Raw genomic sequence first — 19,824 nt, forward strand, 5'->3', positions numbered from 1 at the left:
CTTGATACAGCCCATTTTTTATTTATAGAGATATTTGTCTTTTTGCATGACCACATTTGGTGGCACATTATGTCGCTCGAGGTAAGCATAACCTTGCTGTAGATTTTTCCAGAAAGCTTTTTGTGCGGGGAATTGAACCAGGTATTTGTTGAGATTTTTATGGCTCATTTTAAATGGAAAAATATGTACAGGAATCTGTAATTGTCCGGCATTTCTTGCTTCAACAGCCAATACATAGACTTCCTTTATTTTTTCATCTGTTAAGGGAATGCAGCCAACAGTTACGCAATTCCCATGAATATAGATGTCACCACCTGGCTTTTCCAGCCTGCTTCTTTGTCTGTCGATCTCATTCGGGTAATTTACACCAAGAGATAAATGAAAGTTGCTTTCAGGATTAAAAACATTAATGTTATAAAACCCCTCAGGTGTTTGAAGATCACCTTCTTTTATTTTGGGGCCGAGTACACCTGAATGGGCGCAAAAGTTATATGTTTTAAATAGTTTATATGCTTTTTCCTTTTCGGACTGTAGCCATAACTCTAATTTTCCTTCGCTTTTATAAGCGGACAAATAAAGTTTAAAAGGGCCTTTAATTCCGGCCTGTGTCAATTCCTTTTGTAGTGCGTTCCATTTCTCACTATAGGCAGTTTTTACCCTTGTAAAGGATAATTGTTTAGTTTTAAATTCCGATTGAGCAAATGCCGGTGAGGTAATGCTGAATAATAAAATGAGCTTTAAGTAGGCTTTCATGTTTAACAAGCGTTTGGTAAAACAAACTTAGATAAAATGCTTAGTAGTTTATTTTAAAATTTAGCATCTTTATCCAAATACTTATGAGCGATTCTTTTAACTTCTATACCTTTTTGTCTCTGTTTGTATGCCTGCTTATAGGTGTCTTGTTTGCCTGGTTATTGTACGGCAAGACAAAAGATCTGGATAAAAGGCTGCGTTATGGATTGGCTATTGCACGTACGATTGTGGTTACAGCCATTGGTTTTTTGCTTTTCTTTCCATTGATCAGAAGTGTTTCTTATAACCCTGAGAAACCTATTATTGTTATCGGGCAGGACAATTCCCTATCTGTAGGAAATATTACGTCTACGGGCTTTAATAAGCAGCTCTATGAAGAGCAAATGCAGCGCCTTGCAAAGGAACTATCCGAACAATATGAAGTGAGTATTTATAATTTTAGCGATAGTGTTAAATCTGGCTTTGATTTTTCTAATCAGGGCAAGCTGAGTAATGGAGCACAACTGATTGCGAAGTTGAATGACGAATACCTGAATAGGAATGTTGGTGCAGTTATTTTAGCTTCGGATGGGATTTTTAACCGTGGTGGGAGTCCGCTTTATGAGTTAAATAAATTAAAAGCGCCCGTTTATACGATTGCCCTTGGAGATACGGTTCCCAAAAAGGATTTACTGATTGCCAATATCAATCATAACAATTTGGTTTATCGTGATAATGATTTTACCATAGAGGTACAGGTACAAGCCTTTGAAGCTCGGGGCACAGAAAGCCAGCTGTCTGTGAGTACTAATGGAAAAAGGATATACGGGGAGCGTTTGGCGGTTACATCAGATGCCTTTGTCAAAAATATTCCTATTAAACTTAAAGCAACCGGCTTAGGTCTGCAAAAGTATACCGTGGAGTTAAGTCCTGTGTCAAGCGAGATCTCTGAAAAGAACAACGTTCAGCTTATTTTTATTGATGTGATAGATGCAAAGCAAAAGGTGCTTATTGCTGCAGCCGGACCACATCCTGATATTACGGCACTAAAGCAAGCCATCGCAGTTCAAAAAAACTTTGAGGTAAAAGTTGCAATGGCAGAAGAATTAAATACTTTGCGCCCTGAGGACTATGGGCTGGTTATCTTATATCAGTTGCCTTCTACGGTGTTTGATGCTTCTTCATTTATTAATAAATTAAGCGCAGCGAATGTTGCTGTATGGCACATCCTAGGGGCTCAAAGCAATATAAATTCATTTAATCAGCTGCAAAAACAAGTGCGGTTTAGTGGGAGTAACAATACTTTGCAGGAGACATTTAGTGATGTAAACACTGGATTTACTGCATTTGATCTGGATAAGGCAATGGCTAAACAGATTGCAAGCTTTGACCCTTTACAGGCTCCCTTTGGTAATGTGGTGGTAAATGGAAATAGTTCCGTTGTGTTGAACCAACGCATTGGGAAAATTGGTACAGATTACCCACAGCTATTTTTTATGGCGGATAATGGCAAGAAAACAGGTTTTTTAATAGGAGAGGGATTGTGGCGCTGGAAACTTTCTGAAGCTGGAGAAGCGCAGCAAGAGCCAATGGTATTTAATAGCTTAATCTCTAAAACTGTTCAGTACCTTTCTGTTAAGGATGACAAACGGAAATTTAAAGTATATGCCGCCAAAAATACTTTTGACGAGAATGAAAATATACTCCTCAACGCAGTATTGTATAATGATAGTTATGTTTCGGTAAATACTCCTGATGTGAGTATCACCATTAAAAATGATGCCGGTAAAGCTTTTAAGTTCTTGTTTTCCAGAACTGATGCGGCTTATCAGCTTGATGCGGGAACCTTACCTGCGGGTAATTACACATATACAGCAACCACAGTATTGGGGAATAAAAATTATGCTGTACAAGGTGTTTTTTATGTGAATGCGATGGTCGCAGAATACCAGCAAACGGTTGCCAACCATCAATTGTTAAATACTATGTCGGTACAAACAGGCGGGAAAATGTATATGCCACAGGATTTATTGACGTTGGTTGATGCAATAAGGTCGAACGATCAGATCAAAACATTGAGTTATGAAGATCGGAAGTACGAAGAATTAATTAACTTTAAGTGGCTGTTTGTGCTGATTATGGCATTGCTAACTATGGAATGGTTCTTCCGTAAAAGAAACGGCGAAATTTAACAAAGAAAAGCTATGCAGATCAATACAATGGAAACCATTGAAACATTGGGTACCGTCGCATTTGCGATATCCGGAACTTTTGCTGCTATGCAAAGACGACTGGATCCATTTGGCGTACTGATCATTGCTTTTGTAACTTCTATTGGTGGAGGTACCGTTAGGGACCTTTTGGTGGGGGATACACCTGTTGCCTGGATGAGGGATGTAAATTATTGTCTGCTGATTTTACTGACCAGCCTTGCAACTATCTTCTTTAAAACTCACATTAAAAAGTTCAAGGTAACATTGTTCCTTTTCGACTCACTGGGCTTGGGTTTATTTACGATGCTGGGGATTCAGAAAGGGATTACGTTTGGGCTAGATCCTGGTATCTGTGTGGCGCTTGGTACCATTACCGGTTGTTTTGGTGGTGTGATCCGGGATACCCTGTTAAATACGATTCCTATAATTTTCCATAAAGAAATATATGCGACAGCCTGTATTTTAGGAGGAATCTTATTTTTTCTGTTAAAGTATTTTAACGTTACAGATGGCGCATCTACAGTTATTGTAATTGCCTTTATATTTATATTGAGGGTAATTGTAGTTCGCTTTAAGCTTGCCTTGCCTAAGTTTGGGTATTAATCCTTAGGGGCTTCTTTAATGATTACAAAGACATCTTCATTGTCTTTTTTCATAAAGTATTTCTCACGCGCAAATTTCTCGGCGGTGTTTAAATTGGTATTCAGCTCGTTTAAGTCTTTTTTAACTTGCGAAATCTCTTTAACATAGAAGTCCTTCTCTTCCTGAAGCTTATTTACTTCAGATTTGAACTCATACTGAGAGATCATATCATTCCTATCGAAAAACAACATCCATACTATAAACGCTGCTACAGACAGGAAGTATTTGTTGCGGACTAGTTCTAATATGCGATTCATGATATACAAATGTAAATAAAAATAACAATTCTGCATGAATTGTTATTTTGTTTTGCTAAAAGCAAAAAAAGAGCCTGAGGACAGGCTCTTTTTTAAAATATGTGTAGTTTAAACTATTTTATTGCGTATTTAAAGTCCTTACCAATAAATCTGGCAGCAGAACCTAATTCTTCTTCAATACGTAACAACTGATTGTATTTTGCAATCCTGTCAGAACGGGAAGCCGAACCAGTTTTAATCTGACCACAGTTTAATGCTACCGCTAAATCAGCGATGGTAACATCTTCAGTTTCACCCGAACGGTGAGACATTACTGAAGTATATCCATTGGTTTGTGCTAAAGAAACTGCATTAATTGTCTCTGTCAAAGAACCGATTTGGTTTACTTTTACAAGGATAGAGTTTGCAGTATCGCTATCGATACCAGTTTGTAGTCTTTTAACATTCGTTACAAACAAATCATCACCTACCAACTGAACGCGATCACCGATTTTTTCAGTTAACAATTTCCAGCCAGCCCAGTCATCTTCGCCCATTCCATCTTCAATAGAGATAATAGGATATTTTTCTGTTAAAGATGCAAGGTATTCAGCTTGTTCAGCACTTGTGCGAATAGCACCTTTATCACCTTCAAATTTTGTGTAATCGTATTTTCCATCTTTGTAAAACTCAGAAGCAGCACAGTCAAATGCTAAGGCAATTTGTTTACCTGGCGTATAACCTGCTTTTTCAATCGCTTGCATAATGGTTTCTACAGCATCTTCAGTACCTTCAAAAGTTGGGGCAAATCCACCTTCATCACCTACAGCAGTAGAAAGACCTCTACTATGTAAAATTGCTTTTAAGTTATGGAACACTTCAGTTCCCCATCTCAACGCTTCAGAGAATGAAGAAGCGCCAACAGGCATAATCATAAATTCCTGGAAAGCAATAGGGGCATCAGAGTGAGAACCGCCATTTACAATGTTCATCATTGGAATAGGCAATGTGTTAGCATTAACACCACCAATGTAACGGTATAAAGGCTGACGGCTTTCTTGTGCAGCTGCTTTAGCCACAGCTAAAGAAACACCTAGAATAGCATTTGCACCTAATTTACCTTTGTTTTCAGTTCCGTCTAATTTGATTAATAAGTTATCGATTGCAACTTGCTCAAATACATCTACCCCCCTTAATTCAGTAGCAATTACATCGTTAACATTTGCAACGGCTTTTAATACACCTTTACCCATGTATACAGCCTTGTCGTTATCGCGAAGTTCAACGGCTTCGTGAATACCTGTTGAGGCGCCTGATGGTACTGCCGCACGACCAAGAACACCATTTTCTGTCATTACGTCTACTTCAATTGTAGGATTGCCACGGGAGTCAAGTATTTGCCGTGCATGAACATCGATTATTAAACTCATTTTTTTGGTTTTTATTAGTAAATCCGCCTTAGTGTAAAAAGTACAATTACTAAGACAATACCCAAAGTTATAATAAATTTTAAATTATAGGGATTGTGATCACTTTTTTTTAATTATCCCAGCTTTTTTGAAAAAAAATAAAGAAAATGACTGGACGCCAGGGCTGTCTTAAGAGCCGTTTATCGGGGGGGATTCGGTGGGGGATTTCCAGCTCCTCCACTGGATTTGTTTATATCAGTATGACCTAATACTGAAGATGCCTGCTAAAAACAATGTAGCAGGCATCTTTTATACTGTCTGATGGGGGTGTTTATTTGCTTTCTGGTGGAGAAGCAAAACAGGTTTTATAAACAATTCCGGCTAAAATTGCACCTGCAATTGGGGCAAGCCAGAATAACCAAAGCTGTCCTAAAGCATCACTGCCTGCAAATAATGCTTGACTGGTACTTCTGGCAGGGTTTACTGAAGTATTGGTCACTGGAATGCTAATTAGGTGGATTAAGGTTAAACATAAGCCTATTGCTAATCCTGCAAAGCCTTTTGGTGCCTGGCTATCGGTAGCGCTAAGGATAACCAGTAAAAAGATAAAGGTCATTACGATCTCGCAAACCATGGCTGCACCCAGACTGTATTTGCCTGGAGAAAGGTCACCATAACCATTACTGGCAAAGCTGCCAATAGAACTTCCATTGCCTGTAGCAATGATGTAGAGAATAGCAGCTGCTGCTATACCACCCAAAACCTGTGCTACAATATAGCCAATAAGGTCTTTGCCATCTAAACGACCAGCAACCCAACAGCCAACCGAAACGGCAGGGTTTAAGTGCGCACCAGAAATGTGTCCTATCGCATAAGCCATAGTAACTACGGTTAGTCCAAATGCAAGGGCAACGCCTAAAAAGCCGATGCCAGCACCCGGATAATTACAGGCTAAAACGGCACTTCCGCAACCGCCTAATACCAGCCAAAATGTTCCAATAAATTCTGCAGCAAGTTTTTTCATAAATAGTTTGTTTTCGATGTGTTTGTTTATACCCTGAATTTAACTACAAATTATTAATATTCCAATAGGGAAATTATAGCTTTAGCAGGGTTTATTCCCACTTAAAGGTCTTAACAGCGACGGCGTAGATGCCAATTCCCCAAATTACCATAATCAAAATCTGGTGTTTTACATCCCATAATCCAGCACCTTCAAAAGCTACCTTTCTCATGGCGTCATTTAGGTAGGTTAGGGGTAAAGCGCGACTGATTGGTTGAAGCCAGGAAGGGAAGACTTCAATGGAAAAAAAGGTTCCCGACAATAAGAATTGAGGGAGTGTAATGATGTTTGAAATAGGGGGGATGGTGCTTTCGCTTTTAGCGATACCTGATACGACAAAGCCAAAACCCATAAATACAATGAGTCCTATGATAGAAAGCAATAACATATTTAAGACTGTAATTACTCCGTGTATCAAAGTGAAATGGAAGAAGAAATGGCCAATTACAATGATGAAAATTGCTCCCAATAGGGCAAAGCCTATTCTGGCCAGACATTCTCCAAAAACAATGCTAGATCTTTTAACTGGTGTAGCAAAAAAGCGTTTGATCACCAGGTTTTGGCGTAAGCTGAAAAATACAAATGCAGTACCAAATACACCTGTACTAAGTAGTGAGAAGCCCAATTGTCCGGGTAAAATGAAGTCTATCCTGCGATAAACTCTGCCTTGTACCGTGCTTTCATAAAGCTCTGCAACAGTAGGTTTTACATCTTTAGCGTTAAGCGTGCTTAGTAAATTACTCAGTACAGATTTAAGGATGCTGCCTTTGTCAATCGATGCAGATGTATATTCAACATTGGCGAGATATGCAGGTGTACCAGCGTCATTCTTTTTAACATTAATCAGGGCATCAATATTTCCCTTTTCCAGTCCATTTCTGATGTCAGCAGTATCTTTGTCTTTTACCAGGCTAACCATTGCATTGTGCTCTAATGCTTGAATAACTGGGTTTTGCAGATCAGAACCCGGGGCAACAGCTAGTTTTACTTTGATCTCTCCGCTACCTATAAAGCCAAAAACAAGGATAAATATTAAGGGAAAAGCAAGTGTAAAAACAACCGCAGAAGGACTGCGCATGATGGAACGGAAACTTGCTTTGGCAAGTGCCAGTGTAGCTTTGGTATTGTTGTAGGGTTTGCCCATGTTTATCTTAATTGTCCTCGCGCCATTCCTTACCGGTCAGGTTAATGAAAACGTCTTCGAGGTTGGCCTTTTTAACTTCTTTTTTTCTTTCAAATCCACTGCTCACCAGTTTATCTATTAGATTATCTGGTGTGTCGAGTGCAATGATTTCTCCACGTTCTACAAAAGCAACGCGGTCGCACAATTGCTCCGCCTCGTCCATGTAATGGGTGGTGATCACTACCGTTGTTCCATTATTTCTAATGCTGACGATCAGGTCCCATAAATTGCGACGAGCTTGAGGGTCTAAGCCAGTAGTGGGTTCATCAAGAAAGATTATTTTTGGCGCATTGATTAAGGTGGTGGCGATTGAAAAACGCTGCTTCTGTCCACCAGAAAGCGCTTTGTATTTCGCTTTAGCCTTATCTTGAAGATTTACTTTTTCAAGCATCTCCATTGGCTTAATGTCTACCCCATATAAACCTGAGAAAAGCTCCATCAGCTCAACCAGATTCAGATTCGGATAATAGCCGGCAGCTTGTAATTGAACGCCAATAATTCTTTTGATCTTATTGGCGTCCTTTTCTACCGAATAGCCATCTACCAGAATTTCTCCTGAAGTTTTCTCGCGAAGTGTCTCTATGATCTCTAAGGTGGTAGTTTTTCCAGCACCATTAGGACCTAGAAGTCCGAAGATTTCATTTTCATACACCTCAAAACTAATGCCTTGAACGGCTGTGAAATCATCGTATTTTTTTACCAGGTTTTTTACACTGATAATGGCATTTTTAGTTGACATTACCAGGCCAGTTCACCTTTAATCATCTCGATGAAATCATCGAATAAGTAACGTGAGTCATGAGGACCAGGAGAAGATTCTGGGTGATATTGTACCGAGAATGCCTTTTTCCCTTTTACACGGATCCCCTCGATAGACTGGTCGTTTAAGTTAATATGGGTGATTTCAACCTTGTCGGAGCTTTTTACCTCTTCAGGGATTACACCAAAACCATGATTCTGAGAAGTTACTTCGCAGTGGTTTTTAATGATATTTTTAACTGGATGATTTAAACCTCTGTGTCCGTTAAACATTTTCATGGTACCGATACCATTGGCTTCTGCCAGTAGTTGGTGACCTAAGCAAATACCAAACATAGGTTTGTCTGCTGCTAATACTTTTTTAACGGTTTCGATAGCGTAAGGCATTGCCGACGGATCGCCAGGGCCATTAGAGATGAAGTAACCATCAGCACCCCATTTATCCATTTCTTCGAACGTGGTTTTTGCCGGGAATACTTGTACATAAGCATCTCTGTGCTCAAAGTTACGAAGGATGTTCTTTTTAATCCCAAGATCTAAGGCAGCTATTTTATAAGTAGCATCTGGAGAACCGTAGAAATAAGAAGTTTTAGTTGAAACTTGAGAAGAAAGCTCCAAACCGTCCATAGAAGGTACTTCAGCTAATTTCTTTTTCAATTCTTCTAAATCAGTAATCTCAGAAGAAATAATGGCATTCATAGCGCCTTTGTTTCTGATGTGACGTACAAGTGCACGAGTATCAATATCTGAAATACCTACAATGTTCTCATTCTGAAAATAATCCTGAATAGATTCAGAAGCCTCTTTACGGCTAAAGCCGATGTTGTAGTTTTTACAAACCAGACCAGCAATTTTGATGCTGTCAGATTCGATCTCTTCTTTATGTATTCCGTAATTTCCAATGTGCGCATTGGTAGTCACCATGATCTGACCGAAATAAGAGGGATCTGTAAAAATCTCTTGATATCCTGTCATTCCAGTATTAAAACAAATTTCGCCCGTGGTCGTACCTATTTTTCCGGCAGCTTTGCCATAGTATACGGTTCCATCAGCCAATAACAAGATAGCAGGTAACTTGATGTAGTTAGTCATGGTAATTATAATGAGAAATTATGGGTGTAAAAAAAAGGAAAAATGAGGTCTTAGGTTCAGTTTTTACACCGATTAGATTTTTAACAAATGTGCTGTTAATTAAGCCCTGCATTTCGGGGTACAAAGATAGGGTTTTGCATGTTTTATTCAAGGTTTTTTTTAACATTTCCTAAATCTATTTGTATACTTGGAGGGAATGGCCTCTCAGGAAGTTTAAATGGGCTATGACTATGGACCAATTCGCTTGGTCCAGGAGGAATATATATGTAGATGTTTTGAATTTTCATTCAAGCGAGTTTATGTTTTCATTGTCAAGATAACGGCGGAATGTCAGAAATGGAATAAATTCCCTTTATTTCGAATGTAAAAACTAATTTTGCCTTAACAAAACTATAAAAGCATGTCGGTAAATAAAGAAGTAAAAAGAATAACTACTCATATATTACAGGAAATGAAACAACGTGGTGAGAAGATCTCCATGTTAACTGCTTACGATTATTCAATGGCAACGATCCTTGATGATGCGGGACTAGATGTCTTATTGGTAGGCGATTCGGCCTCTAATGTTATGGCTGGTCACGAAACTACGCTTCCTATTACATTAGATCAAATGATATACCACGCACAATCAGTAGTTAGAGGTGCTGCCCGTGCTTTTGTAGTGGTCGATTTGCCTTTTGGTTCTTACCAGGGTAATTCAAAAGAAGCCTTAAACTCTGCCATTCGCATTATGAAAGAATCTGGTGCACATGGTGTGAAACTTGAGGGTGGAACTGAAGTTGTGGATTCTATACAGCGTATCATTACTGCTGGTATTCCTGTAATGGGCCATTTGGGACTTACACCTCAATCTATCTATAAATTTGGTACTTATACGGTAAGAGCAAAAGACGAAGCAGAAGCTGAAAAATTAAGAACTGATTCTCTTGCTTTGCAAGAAGCAGGATGTTTTGCTGTAGTTCTGGAGAAAATACCTGCTAAATTGGGTAAGGAAGTTTCTCAGAGTTTACATATCCCTACTATTGGTATTGGTGCTGGTGGTGACTGTGATGGACAGGTTTTGGTAGTGAATGATATGATTGGTTTAACTAAAGGTTTTAAGCCACGCTTCTTACGTCAATACCTGGATTTATATGAAGGGATTAAAGAAGCTGCACAATCTTATATCAGAGATGTTAAAGGGAACGATTTTCCAAACGAAAAGGAACAATATTAATGCCTGTAACTGATAAAGACATACTTTACGAAGACAATCATCTTATTGCCGTGATGAAACGTGCGGGGGATATTGTACAAGTTGATGATACTGGCGATGAGCCATTAGACGAGCAGGTTAAAAAGTACCTGGCTGCAAAGTATAATAAGCCCAATAGTGCATTTTTAGGTGTAGTACACCGTTTGGATAGACCTGTAAGTGGTGTGATTTTGTTTGCTAAAACAAGCAAGGCGCTAGAACGGATCAATGCAATGTTCAAAAACAGGGAGGTTAAAAAGACTTATTGGGCTGTGGTCCGCAATAAACCGGCAAAGTCATCTGGTACTTTGGTTCATTGGTTGATTAAGAATCCGCAAAAAAATGTGGTGACACCTTATAATACAGAGGTGCCTGGTAGCCAACGTTCCGAATTGAGCTATAAGCTTATTGGGGAGTTGAATGGTTATTATTTAATCGAAGTTGATCCATTAACCGGTCGTTCACATCAGATTAGGGTACAGCTGTCTACATTAGGCTGTCCAATTGTGGGCGACAATAAATATGGCTACCCCCGTGGTAGTCGCAAAGGCAGTATTTGTCTACATGCACGCAGGCTCCAATTTATTCATCCGGTTAAAAAGGAACCGGTAAATATTTTTGCAAAGCTGCCTGTAGATGGTTTCTGGGAAAAATTTGAGGGATTCTAAAGAATCCCTTTTTTTATGTGCTTCATACTAATCCAATGTCAAGATGATTGACAATTAAGCGTATAAAACACAATTATTTCCACAGTCGATTCGCTAATTTTAGTTTCCTTAACACAAGAGTAAATGAAACTAACTTCTGCCAAACAAATGTTATCAATAGCAATCGCATTTATGGCACTGGTTGCTGTTGGATGCAAAAAAGATGGTTCGCAGGTGGAAAAAATCAACGATGACTTGATAGGGAAATGGGCTGTTCAATCAAACCATATAATTTATTTTGATCAGACGGGCCAAAAGGAATATGAAGAGGTATTGGTTGCTAACGGTTTGGCTACAAATGTCAGTTTTGTAAAGGGAGCAAAGGCTAAAATCGAAACTCAGGATTCTACTATCGTGAATACACCCTATAATTTGGCAGAAGAGCGAAGCCTAATTTATATGAAATTGAATGATGCCGAAATATTTAATGCTCGTGTATGGACCCTGACTGATGTAACTAAAAATGAGATGACCTGGCAGACAAATTTCACCAATATTAAATATGAAGATAAGGATACCGGAGAAATTCTAGAGGCTCCGAAAGCCGAATTAACCCTCAAATTCTATAAAGAATAATAAAGTATAGGCGGGTTCTATTTGCAGTCTGTTTTTGTAAATACCATTGAGTCATCAAACTTTAAGGCAGAGTGGTTTTTGAAAACCATTTTGCCATCCTTTTCTATTACTTCGCTGAAGCCTTCAGAAAGAGTGCCATCAGCTTTTTTTAGAAAAGCGACTTCTCGTACCGATTTTACTCCTTCAGAGAAAAAGGTATATTCAGCAATAATGGTATCGCCTTTTATTTGACCGACAATTTTACCTTTGTTGCTATCCTTTTCAAATAGTTTATAATCGAGATCTCCAATCAGATTACGGCCTTCGATATTTATTTTAAGGTTAGCCGTATCTCTGTTTTTGATATGCACATAACAATCGTTACTGTTTATTTTAGGCTCTGTACCAGGATTTTTTGCAGTTATTTGCGCGATGTTGGCATCGTGCTTCTCCTTGTTTTCATTGTTACAAGATAAGATGATCAATGAAAAGGCTGCTAGTACTAAGGTTGTTGTTTTCATGCTAAAATGGTTGTTAGGCTATAACAAGTCAATGCGCTAGTTGTTTACTAAAATACTTTTTATGTAGATAAATAGTGGTAAAACTTGCTGAATATTGTACTTAATTCAGAAATTATATATAATATTGGTAGCATGATCCATTATTTTTTCGGATCTTAACTAAGCTTATCAGTAATTATAAAAATGCGAACACAGCAATCAGAAAGCGGGAATGAACAACAATTTAAGGCCGAAAATGATGGTGAGATTGTTCCCATTCCTTTTTATAAGAAAAGGGCTTTTATTTACCTTTCTATTGCTTGCGCTGCTTTACTTGTAACTGGGATAGCCGCAATGTTTCATAAGAATTATCCGAATGTCAGTTTTAAAAATCTGGCAGCCGAGTTTGTTACCCATGATATTCCTCCTGGTGGTAATAGAGCAACTTTAATGTTAGCTGATGGGAAAAGCATTATACTCAATGAGGCCGCTGATGGTGAGTTGATAAAAGAGGCTGGTACTGTGGTTCGTAAAACAGGAAATGGACAATTGGTGTATGAAGCTGTGGCGGGTGATAATGATTGTACTGGTTATACTTACAATACGATTTCAACTCCAAAAGGAGGTACCTATCAGATCACATTGCCGGATGGCACCAAAGTGTGGCTAAATGCGGCTTCAAGTCTTAAATTTCCAACGAGCTTTGTTTCCTTAAGTGAAAGAAGAATTGAACTGAGTGGGGAGGCATACTTTGAAGTAACGAAGGATGCAAGGCATCCTTTTAAGGTAATTACAGTAAAAGAAGAAGAAGTACGAGTTTTGGGTACACATTTCAATATCAGTAGCTATGTTGATGATCCATTTATGAAAACAACACTTTTTAAGGGGATTGTTAAGGTAAGTAAGGCTACCCTAAAGCCAGGTCAGCAATTTATTATAAATCAAGGGTTGGTTAATATAGTTAAAGTCGATCCTGAGGAAGTTTTGGCCTGGAAAAATGGTCTATTTATATTCGAGAACGAACCTTTGGAGCATATTATGAAAAAGATATCCAGATGGTATGATGTAGATGTAGTATATGAGGGTGTAGATAAAAATAAACTATTTAGCGGAAAGGCTTCGCGTTTTGAAAATGCTTCTATGGCGTTAAAGCAGCTTGAGTTAAATGGCGGCATACACTTTAAAATTGAAGTGGGGAAGATCATCGTAATGAGGTAACGGATCAAAGCCGGTAAAGTAGCGTTTACATTGCCAATGCAGTAATTTAAATATAAAAAAGAAGCGGGAATGATCCTACCGACCACTCCCGCTCATCTAAATTAACGCTCTCAAATATATAGACGCTATATAATAGAGAATATTGTATGCGACTTAATTTTTTTTAATAATTTTTTATTTTATCATCATAGCTTCTGAAATATCCGCATTCTTTTATGGCTTCGCTATAGAATTTAGTGTCCTCATATTGGGTTTTTAAAACGGAAAAATATTTCCCATAGAAAACGGGTTCTATATTCACATTCCAATACGATTCGTTTGCATTTTGCGGTTTATTATATTCTTTGTTGTAACTCTCGTTGCGTTCACATTTACTCGCCATAAAGATACATCTGGCTTTTTGTTCCTTTGTCTTAGCAGCATTGGCGGCCATTAGGTAGTAACCTTCGGCAATTTTATTGGATAGTACCATATTTCTGAATGTACTTGGTATTTCGAAAGGGGTGTTCCCATCAGCTTCCATCACTTTCCCTTGATAAAATATTCTCGAATTCCCATAAAACGAAATGTTGTAAAAAGCATTGGCTAGTAAATAGGTGTTGTTGTAAACGTTTTTGCCCTGCTTGATTTCCATTTTTATGTCTCGCATGGTTTTTAAAACGTCCAGGGCATACATATCCTTAGTTGGTTTAACTTCATGGTCACAATCATGGCAATCATTTATTCTGATGTTAAATGGATTGGCAGGCATTATAAAGCCACTGCTTTCACTTTTGTCCATCATCACTATAGCTTCATCAATTTTATCCTGGTAGGTAAGCACCTGCGATTGATGATAATACAGGTCGTGTATATCGAAGGGATAATAACGTAGCATAACCTGCTCAAACGTCGATTTTTTTTGTTTTTGCAGCAAAGCTTTCATCAGTTCTATTTTATTGTTATCCGCATAGAACTCGTAGTAACTTTTAAAAGCATTCGCTTTAACCATATCGCCCTGTTTCTTATAAAGCGCTGACACGTTACTGATGCTTTCATCCAATGCTTTATAAAACCTTAATGATGGGATTGTATCTTTCCCGTCCTTGAGGTTTGCAAACCAGGTTAAAGGTTCTATCATTTGTGCCTCAACTTTTGCATCAATCTTTTTTAATTCCTTAACGTACAAAGTCCAATCCAGTATCTTGTATTGGGCCATAACGAGTTTCTCATCTTTGGGCAGCTGTTCTTTTGCCGTTTTATAGAAACTTCTGGCTGCTGTGTAGTTCTGGTTCAGGAAGTTTAGATATCCTGCGGACAGGTTCCAGAAATACGGCTTCGATGTATTGTTTTTTAATGCGATACCACTGATTAATGCTGTATTCCGTTTTAAATTTTCTTTACTTGCAGAATCGGGTGTAGATTGATAAAAGTTGCCAAGGTTATATTCTGTTACATTTACAACTCTGGCCAGCAATAGATCCAGTTTCTCCGACTTTGGATCCAGCTTGATAATTTCCTGAATCGCTCTTTGGGGATCATAATGAATGCCAAGTAAATGCCATAAGGTAGCCTTTTCTGCAGTAGTTTTCGCCATTTGCAGCGTTTTGATCCAATCGGCCTCTTCTTGCGGACGGAAACTCCATTCTGCAGGAATCTTGGCCTCATTAGAATAATTATAACAGAGGCTGTTCAGGTAATTGGACGTGGCATAATCCTTATTTTTATAATACCAGCCAGCAACATAACCTAAAGTCCGATGGTACATCATGTTTTGTGGAAACGTTGTTTTATAAGCGTTAAAGGTGCTTAATGTTTTAGATGCGTCTGTCGATATGCTAGAGTCGCCGCGTTCCATAAAATAATAATAACGGACCAATTGAAACCATAACCTCTGCTTAATAAAGGGATCTTTAGCCTTTTTTAACTGCTTTATTATTTGGATTTCCAGTGCAGTCGGTACGTTTATTTGTGGCTGCGGTTCCCATGAATAGGTGACATCAGTAGCTGCAAAGGACTCCGTTGATTTGGCCAATTGAAGATAATCGAAAAAAGCATTTACTTTCTTTTTATTGAGTTTTAAAGACTTTAATTCTGGCATACCATTAGGAAGTGCCGCTATTTTTCCTTTCATGTGCTCATACACCGAGTCAACGCCTTTAGCCGTCGCTATTGTTAACAAATATTGCAGGGACTTTTTATCAAGTTTACCGTTAAAATAACCCTGCCATTCATTTACAATCACATCGTTGTAACGGGAGGTGCTGTTCTCGGAATAGTAGTAATCTCCATAATAAGAAATGTATTCCGTATAAAAGAAAGGGGTATATGCTGTACTCACAAAGGCTTCTGGACTAAAGCTCGAATACTCATAGTCAAATCCGTAGTCTGAGCAGGCCCAAACTATGCCGCCGGCCGAGAGCCCGAAAAGACTAAAAATAAGCAGAAATTTCTTCGAGATCCTTTGCTTTAAACGCTGATAAATTGAGGTTGCCCAGTTCATAGTAGATAATTGTTCTTTTTTTGTTTTTATTTAAATGTGCAGTCAACTGTTCTGCTGCCTGCTCCAATAAGGTTTTGTCTGTTTCTTCGAGTTTAAACAGATCGCCTGTTTTTATGTAGATGCCACCCATAAAGAAATTGCGAATGGCCCTATACCAATCTTTGTGCGCAGTTGGACTAAAGTTCTGCGCATTGTTCAACTCAGCCCTTCCTATTTTTCCGTATACCTGTATAACTTTGTTCTCTCTGATTTGTAAAGCCCAGGAAAATACAGGTAATGCAATATCCAAAGGTAAAAGGTAATCGTTTAGGCTGCCTATATATTTTTCTGCTGTCTTAGCATTGTAAATAGAATTGGGCTCTTTTAGATCAGCAGATAATTTGCCCATATTGTAAAACATTAGTACGCCGCGGTCTACCGGCGGAATACCTGTTTTAAACTGATATTTAACCTGGTGTAGCCTAATTGTTGCCTCTAGTGTTTTTTTGCTAAGTGCCTTAAGGGACTCTAAGAATTTAAAGTATTTGTCCTTTGTGCCCAGTGTCCAATCACAATCTATCTGTATGGCTTTGTAATCGAGTTGTTCTTTAGCTGCAAGTTTTTTTAGTAGGTCATTGCATTTTGTTGCCAGGCTGTCAATACCCTGCTGCTCGAGTTTTTCGAAAGTTTGGTTGGTAATGAATACGACAGGGGTAATGTCGAAAGCTGTTGAACTTTGCTTAAAGTTGATGATGGCTTCAGGGTAAGGGCGTTGAGCTTTGGCATTCCATTTAATATCAAAAAAACGCAAGTAAAGCTTCTTACTGTTCGTTTCCGCTAAAATATCCGACTGCCCTTTGCTAAGCTGAAAGTTTTGTTTCCAATAATAAAACGACATCGTTGCTTGATCCGGTTTTTTACAGGAAACGCAAAAAAGTGTCAATAAAATCAGACAAACAGAAGAAGGTAGGCGTAAAATAGCACAGGCATTAACCATGGGCGAAAATACTCAATAACTTCGCCAAAATTGATTGAATACATAGCTGATGCGTATCGGGGTTATAAAACAAAGTAATTTATTGAGTGTTTCTAACCATACGCCAGATCCGAAGTGCCTGGTAGGCAAACAGATCAATAAACAGATAAAAATAAAGTGCGAACAATAGAGAATTAAATAAAAAACATATGAAAACAGTATTAATAGGGGCAAGTGGTTTTGTTGGATCCAGTATTTTAAACGAATTGTTAAACCGTGGTCACGAAGTGACTGCAATTGTCCGTCATCCTGATAAGATCGCGACCAAAAATGATAAGCTAATTGTAAAGGAAATAGATGTGTTAAATACAGATGAATTGGCTGCAGCAATACAAGGCGCTGATGCAGTTGTTAGTGCTTATAATGCAGGTTGGAGTAACCCTAGTCTATACATTGATTTTATTGCAGGTTCTGAAGCGATACAAAAAGCAGTGAAGGCATCCGGTGTAAAGCGATTGATCGTAATTGGAGGTGCAGGTAGTTTGGAAATTGATGGTGAACAATTGGTTGATGGGGCTGATTTTCCTGAAGCTTATAAAGCAGGGGCAGCAGCTGCAAGGGATTACTTGGATACAATTAAACAAGAGAAGGACTTACAATGGACATTCTTTAGTCCAGCCATCGAAATGCATCCCGGAATTGATAGAGGTCGTACAGGAAAGTATCGTTTAGGTAAGGATAGTCCTATTTTTGATGAAACCGGCAGAAGCTCGCTTTCCGTTCAGGATTTGGCCGTAGCAATTGCAGATGAACTTGAGCAGAATAAACATCTTCAACAAAGGTTTACAGCTGGCTATTAAGAAGATCAATAATGACTAGTAGATGACTAGATATTGTGTTAATTTTGCGGCGAATATACAAAAGCAATGCCGAGAAGAATCATTAGAAAACAATACCGCAAAGCACGATATATCCTGTACCGTGAAACACTTATCGATGCCAAAGAACATGTACTCACCTTTATAGGATCTTTTGTTGGAATAGGTTTAATAGGATTGTTAAATAGTCAATATCTGGTAGCGAGTGATAATTTATTCCTTATTGGTTCGTTTGGGGCATCTTCCGTGCTGGTTTATGGTATTATTAATAGTCCACTAGCTCAGCCGCGTAATCTTATTGGTGGACACATGATCTCTGCAATTATAGGAGTAACGGTTTTTAAACTCTTTGCCGGTGAGCTATGGTTTGCCTGTGCTTTGGCTGTTTCTTTATCTATTGTAGCCATGCAAATTACCAAAACCTTGCACCCGCCGGGTGGAGCAACCGCGCTAATTGCGGTTACCGGAGGTAAAAAAATTGAAGAGCTGGGTTATTTGTATGTATTGTCGCCAGTATTGACCGGAGTCCTGATTCTCTTTGCTGTTGCATTGATATTTAACAATTTAAGACATCGAAAATATCCTTCAACACCAATCTTGAAGAGAAGACGTCCTTTAAAGATAAAGAGTCAAGTATAAGAAAAGTGGCTATTGCTCCATTTTCTTGATCCCCATGGCATATTGGATGCCACCAAGAATGTGTTTTAAGAATAAAGGTTCTGTATAAGATGCTTCCGTATGACCAAGTGCGGTATAAAATGATCTGCCTCCATCGAAATTATGGTACCAGGCGACCGGATGGTTATCACCATTCTTTCCACCGGTATAACTGCGCTCGTCAATTTTTATCAATACATTCAAATCCGTTCCAATTTCTTTGAAATTATACCATTCGTCTTTTCTTTTCCAGATTTCAGGTAAATGACTAGTAGCGATGGTTTTCCTGTTGAGTACATTTAAATCTGCCATTTGTTGGGCAGGGTGACTTGTAAAATAAGCACCTGAAAGTTTGCCATACCATGGCCAGCCATACTCTGTATCCGTAGCAGCATGTATGCCAGCAAAGCCACCGCCACCTTTAATATATCGCTCAAAATCGGCTTGTTGCTCGTCATTGAGCACATCTCCTGTTGTGCTTAAAAAAACAACGGCGGCATATTTTTTAAGGTTTTTGTAGTTGAATTTAGTTGCATCTATGGTTGTATCTACCTGAAATTTATTTTCAAGGCCTAATTTTTGAATTGCAGCGATTCCTACTTTTATCGAGCTGTGGTGAAAGCCGGCAGTTTTAGAGAATACGAGTATTTTTTTCTTTGCAGCGATAGGGTTTACAAAAAACAGTATCAATAAGCTAGTTGCAATAATGTAGGAGAAAATCTTAGACATGGTTCAATAGTTTGCGCCTAAGTTAGGAAATAATACGATTTTAAATACTGGTAGTTACAAAAAACGTAGATCTTAGGATCTTACTTTACGACTTCTTTAACCAATAGATATTCATCATTGGGCAGGCGTATATAACCATATTCATAACAGAAGGTGCAAATATTACCTTTATGGTAATCGTAGCTATGTGTATGGTAATTAAAATTGAATCCTGAAGCCATTAACTTGCTTCCGCTAACCTTGGTTTCTTTGCCTGGATTAAGTTTTTCCAGTATGTCGCGATTTCTTTTTAAGATGAGGTTAACTGATTTGATCATGCCGTTGTTTTCTGCTTTTATCTTATTGTTGTAGCTACTTCTACACTGATCATCACAGAACTTCTTATCAATTCGCCCGTGTAGGGGGCTCCCGCAATCCAAACATAAACGTGTTATCGGTGAGGTCATAGCTTTAATTTACGAAAACAATACAATAGGTTAATATTTTTTCAGATTAATTATTGTAAATATACAGAGTTGTATTTCAATTATCTTAATTATACGGATGTAACCGGATATACCCGTGTAAGGTCATGTTTATT

General features: G+C 38.4%; 20 protein-coding genes. 8 read left to right on the forward strand and 12 right to left on the reverse strand.

The window, feature by feature from the left end:
* Positions 1 to 18: 18 nt before the first annotated feature.
* The gene (locus BLS35_RS20365; RefSeq protein ID WP_090784868.1) at positions 19 to 753 is read right to left on the reverse strand and encodes a L,D-transpeptidase family protein; all 735 of its coding nucleotides are present in this window, start codon (positions 751 to 753) and stop codon (positions 19 to 21) included.
* 83 nt (positions 754 to 836) lie between these two features.
* Between BLS35_RS20365 and BLS35_RS20370 the strand changes: the two genes are divergently transcribed.
* A complete protein-coding gene (locus BLS35_RS20370; protein ID WP_090784872.1) occupies positions 837 to 2,924 on the forward strand; it encodes a hypothetical protein in 2,088 nt (695 codons plus the stop codon).
* Between the two features lie 12 nt (positions 2,925 to 2,936).
* The gene (locus BLS35_RS20375; RefSeq protein WP_090784876.1) at positions 2,937 to 3,548 is read left to right on the forward strand and encodes a trimeric intracellular cation channel family protein; all 612 of its coding nucleotides are present in this window, start codon (positions 2,937 to 2,939) and stop codon (positions 3,546 to 3,548) included.
* On the opposite strand, the gene BLS35_RS20380 is transcribed toward BLS35_RS20375, so the two are convergent.
* The 6 genes from BLS35_RS20380 to carA all read right to left on the reverse strand — a co-directional run bounded on the left by BLS35_RS20380 (position 3,545) and on the right by carA (position 9,329).
* Positions 3,545 to 3,844, reverse strand: a complete 300-nt coding sequence (locus BLS35_RS20380; RefSeq protein ID WP_090784879.1) for an FtsB family cell division protein — start codon at positions 3,842 to 3,844, stop codon at positions 3,545 to 3,547. The genes BLS35_RS20375 and BLS35_RS20380 overlap by 4 nt on opposite strands.
* A gap of 113 nt (positions 3,845 to 3,957) precedes the next feature.
* Positions 3,958 to 5,253, reverse strand: coding sequence for a phosphopyruvate hydratase (gene eno, locus BLS35_RS20385; RefSeq protein WP_090784883.1), 1,296 nt, complete (start codon positions 5,251 to 5,253; stop codon positions 3,958 to 3,960).
* 310 nt (positions 5,254 to 5,563) lie between these two features.
* The gene (aqpZ, locus tag BLS35_RS20390) at positions 5,564 to 6,256 is read right to left on the reverse strand and encodes an aquaporin Z (protein ID WP_090784886.1); all 693 of its coding nucleotides are present in this window, start codon (positions 6,254 to 6,256) and stop codon (positions 5,564 to 5,566) included.
* A gap of 91 nt (positions 6,257 to 6,347) precedes the next feature.
* Complete coding sequence (locus BLS35_RS20395) at positions 6,348 to 7,439, reverse strand: ABC transporter permease (protein WP_090784888.1); 1,092 nt, start codon at positions 7,437 to 7,439, stop codon at positions 6,348 to 6,350.
* A gap of 7 nt (positions 7,440 to 7,446) precedes the next feature.
* Positions 7,447 to 8,217, reverse strand: coding sequence for an ABC transporter ATP-binding protein (locus BLS35_RS20400; protein ID WP_090784890.1), 771 nt, complete (start codon positions 8,215 to 8,217; stop codon positions 7,447 to 7,449).
* Positions 8,217 to 9,329 (reverse strand): glutamine-hydrolyzing carbamoyl-phosphate synthase small subunit, encoded by a 1,113-nt coding sequence (gene carA / locus BLS35_RS20405; RefSeq protein WP_090784891.1) that lies wholly within the window; start codon positions 9,327 to 9,329, stop codon positions 8,217 to 8,219. Before carA ends, BLS35_RS20400 begins: the two co-directional genes overlap by 1 nt.
* A 400-nt stretch (positions 9,330 to 9,729) precedes the next feature.
* Here carA and panB point away from each other — a divergent pair, with 400 nt between their 5' ends.
* The 3 genes from panB (at position 9,730) to BLS35_RS20420 (ending at position 11,846) form a co-directional block, all read left to right on the forward strand.
* Positions 9,730 to 10,545, forward strand: coding sequence for a 3-methyl-2-oxobutanoate hydroxymethyltransferase (gene panB, locus BLS35_RS20410; protein ID WP_090784893.1), 816 nt, complete (start codon positions 9,730 to 9,732; stop codon positions 10,543 to 10,545).
* On the forward strand, positions 10,545 to 11,231 hold the full coding sequence (locus BLS35_RS20415) for an RluA family pseudouridine synthase (RefSeq protein WP_090784895.1): 687 nt from the start codon (positions 10,545 to 10,547) through the stop codon (positions 11,229 to 11,231). Before panB ends, BLS35_RS20415 begins: the two co-directional genes overlap by 1 nt.
* A gap of 123 nt (positions 11,232 to 11,354) precedes the next feature.
* Complete coding sequence (locus BLS35_RS20420) at positions 11,355 to 11,846, forward strand: hypothetical protein (RefSeq protein ID WP_090784899.1); 492 nt, start codon at positions 11,355 to 11,357, stop codon at positions 11,844 to 11,846.
* Between the two features lie 17 nt (positions 11,847 to 11,863).
* Here BLS35_RS20420 and BLS35_RS20425 read toward each other — a convergent pair whose 3' ends face one another.
* Positions 11,864 to 12,346 carry a hypothetical protein gene (locus BLS35_RS20425; RefSeq protein WP_254778998.1) on the reverse strand — a complete coding sequence of 161 codons (483 nt, stop codon included), beginning with the start codon at positions 12,344 to 12,346 and terminating at the stop codon, positions 11,864 to 11,866.
* A gap of 183 nt (positions 12,347 to 12,529) precedes the next feature.
* Here BLS35_RS20425 and BLS35_RS20430 point away from each other — a divergent pair, with 183 nt between their 5' ends.
* Positions 12,530 to 13,543, forward strand: a complete 1,014-nt coding sequence (locus BLS35_RS20430; protein WP_090784901.1) for a FecR family protein — start codon at positions 12,530 to 12,532, stop codon at positions 13,541 to 13,543.
* 163 nt (positions 13,544 to 13,706) lie between these two features.
* Here BLS35_RS20430 and BLS35_RS20435 read toward each other — a convergent pair whose 3' ends face one another.
* Together BLS35_RS20435 and BLS35_RS20440 are read right to left on the reverse strand one after the other, a co-directional pair.
* A complete protein-coding gene (locus BLS35_RS20435; RefSeq protein ID WP_090784903.1) occupies positions 13,707 to 16,025 on the reverse strand; it encodes a hypothetical protein in 2,319 nt (772 codons plus the stop codon).
* Positions 15,955 to 16,902, reverse strand: coding sequence for a hypothetical protein (locus tag BLS35_RS20440; RefSeq protein WP_254779000.1), 948 nt, complete (start codon positions 16,900 to 16,902; stop codon positions 15,955 to 15,957). The genes BLS35_RS20435 and BLS35_RS20440 overlap by 71 nt, the downstream gene beginning before the upstream one ends.
* Positions 16,903 to 17,189: 287 nt before the next feature.
* Between BLS35_RS20440 and BLS35_RS20445 the strand changes: the two genes are divergently transcribed.
* Both BLS35_RS20445 and BLS35_RS20450 read left to right on the forward strand, forming a co-directional pair.
* Complete coding sequence (locus BLS35_RS20445; protein ID WP_090784904.1) at positions 17,190 to 17,840, forward strand: NAD(P)-dependent oxidoreductase; 651 nt, start codon at positions 17,190 to 17,192, stop codon at positions 17,838 to 17,840.
* Positions 17,841 to 17,906: 66 nt separating this feature from the next.
* Positions 17,907 to 18,497, forward strand: coding sequence for an HPP family protein (locus tag BLS35_RS20450; RefSeq protein WP_090784906.1), 591 nt, complete (start codon positions 17,907 to 17,909; stop codon positions 18,495 to 18,497).
* Between the two features lie 9 nt (positions 18,498 to 18,506).
* Here BLS35_RS20450 and BLS35_RS20455 read toward each other — a convergent pair whose 3' ends face one another.
* Together BLS35_RS20455 and BLS35_RS20460 are read right to left on the reverse strand one after the other, a co-directional pair.
* Positions 18,507 to 19,244 carry a ThuA domain-containing protein gene (locus tag BLS35_RS20455; RefSeq protein ID WP_090784908.1) on the reverse strand — a complete coding sequence of 246 codons (738 nt, stop codon included), beginning with the start codon at positions 19,242 to 19,244 and terminating at the stop codon, positions 18,507 to 18,509.
* An 80-nt stretch (positions 19,245 to 19,324) separates the two neighbouring features.
* Entirely contained in the window at positions 19,325 to 19,690 is a 366-nt protein-coding gene (locus BLS35_RS20460) for a hypothetical protein (protein ID WP_254779002.1), read from the reverse strand.
* Positions 19,691 to 19,824: the final 134 nt, after the last annotated feature.

The organism is Pedobacter sp. ok626, assembly GCF_900100435.1.
Lineage (GTDB): Bacteria > Bacteroidota > Bacteroidia > Sphingobacteriales > Sphingobacteriaceae > Pedobacter.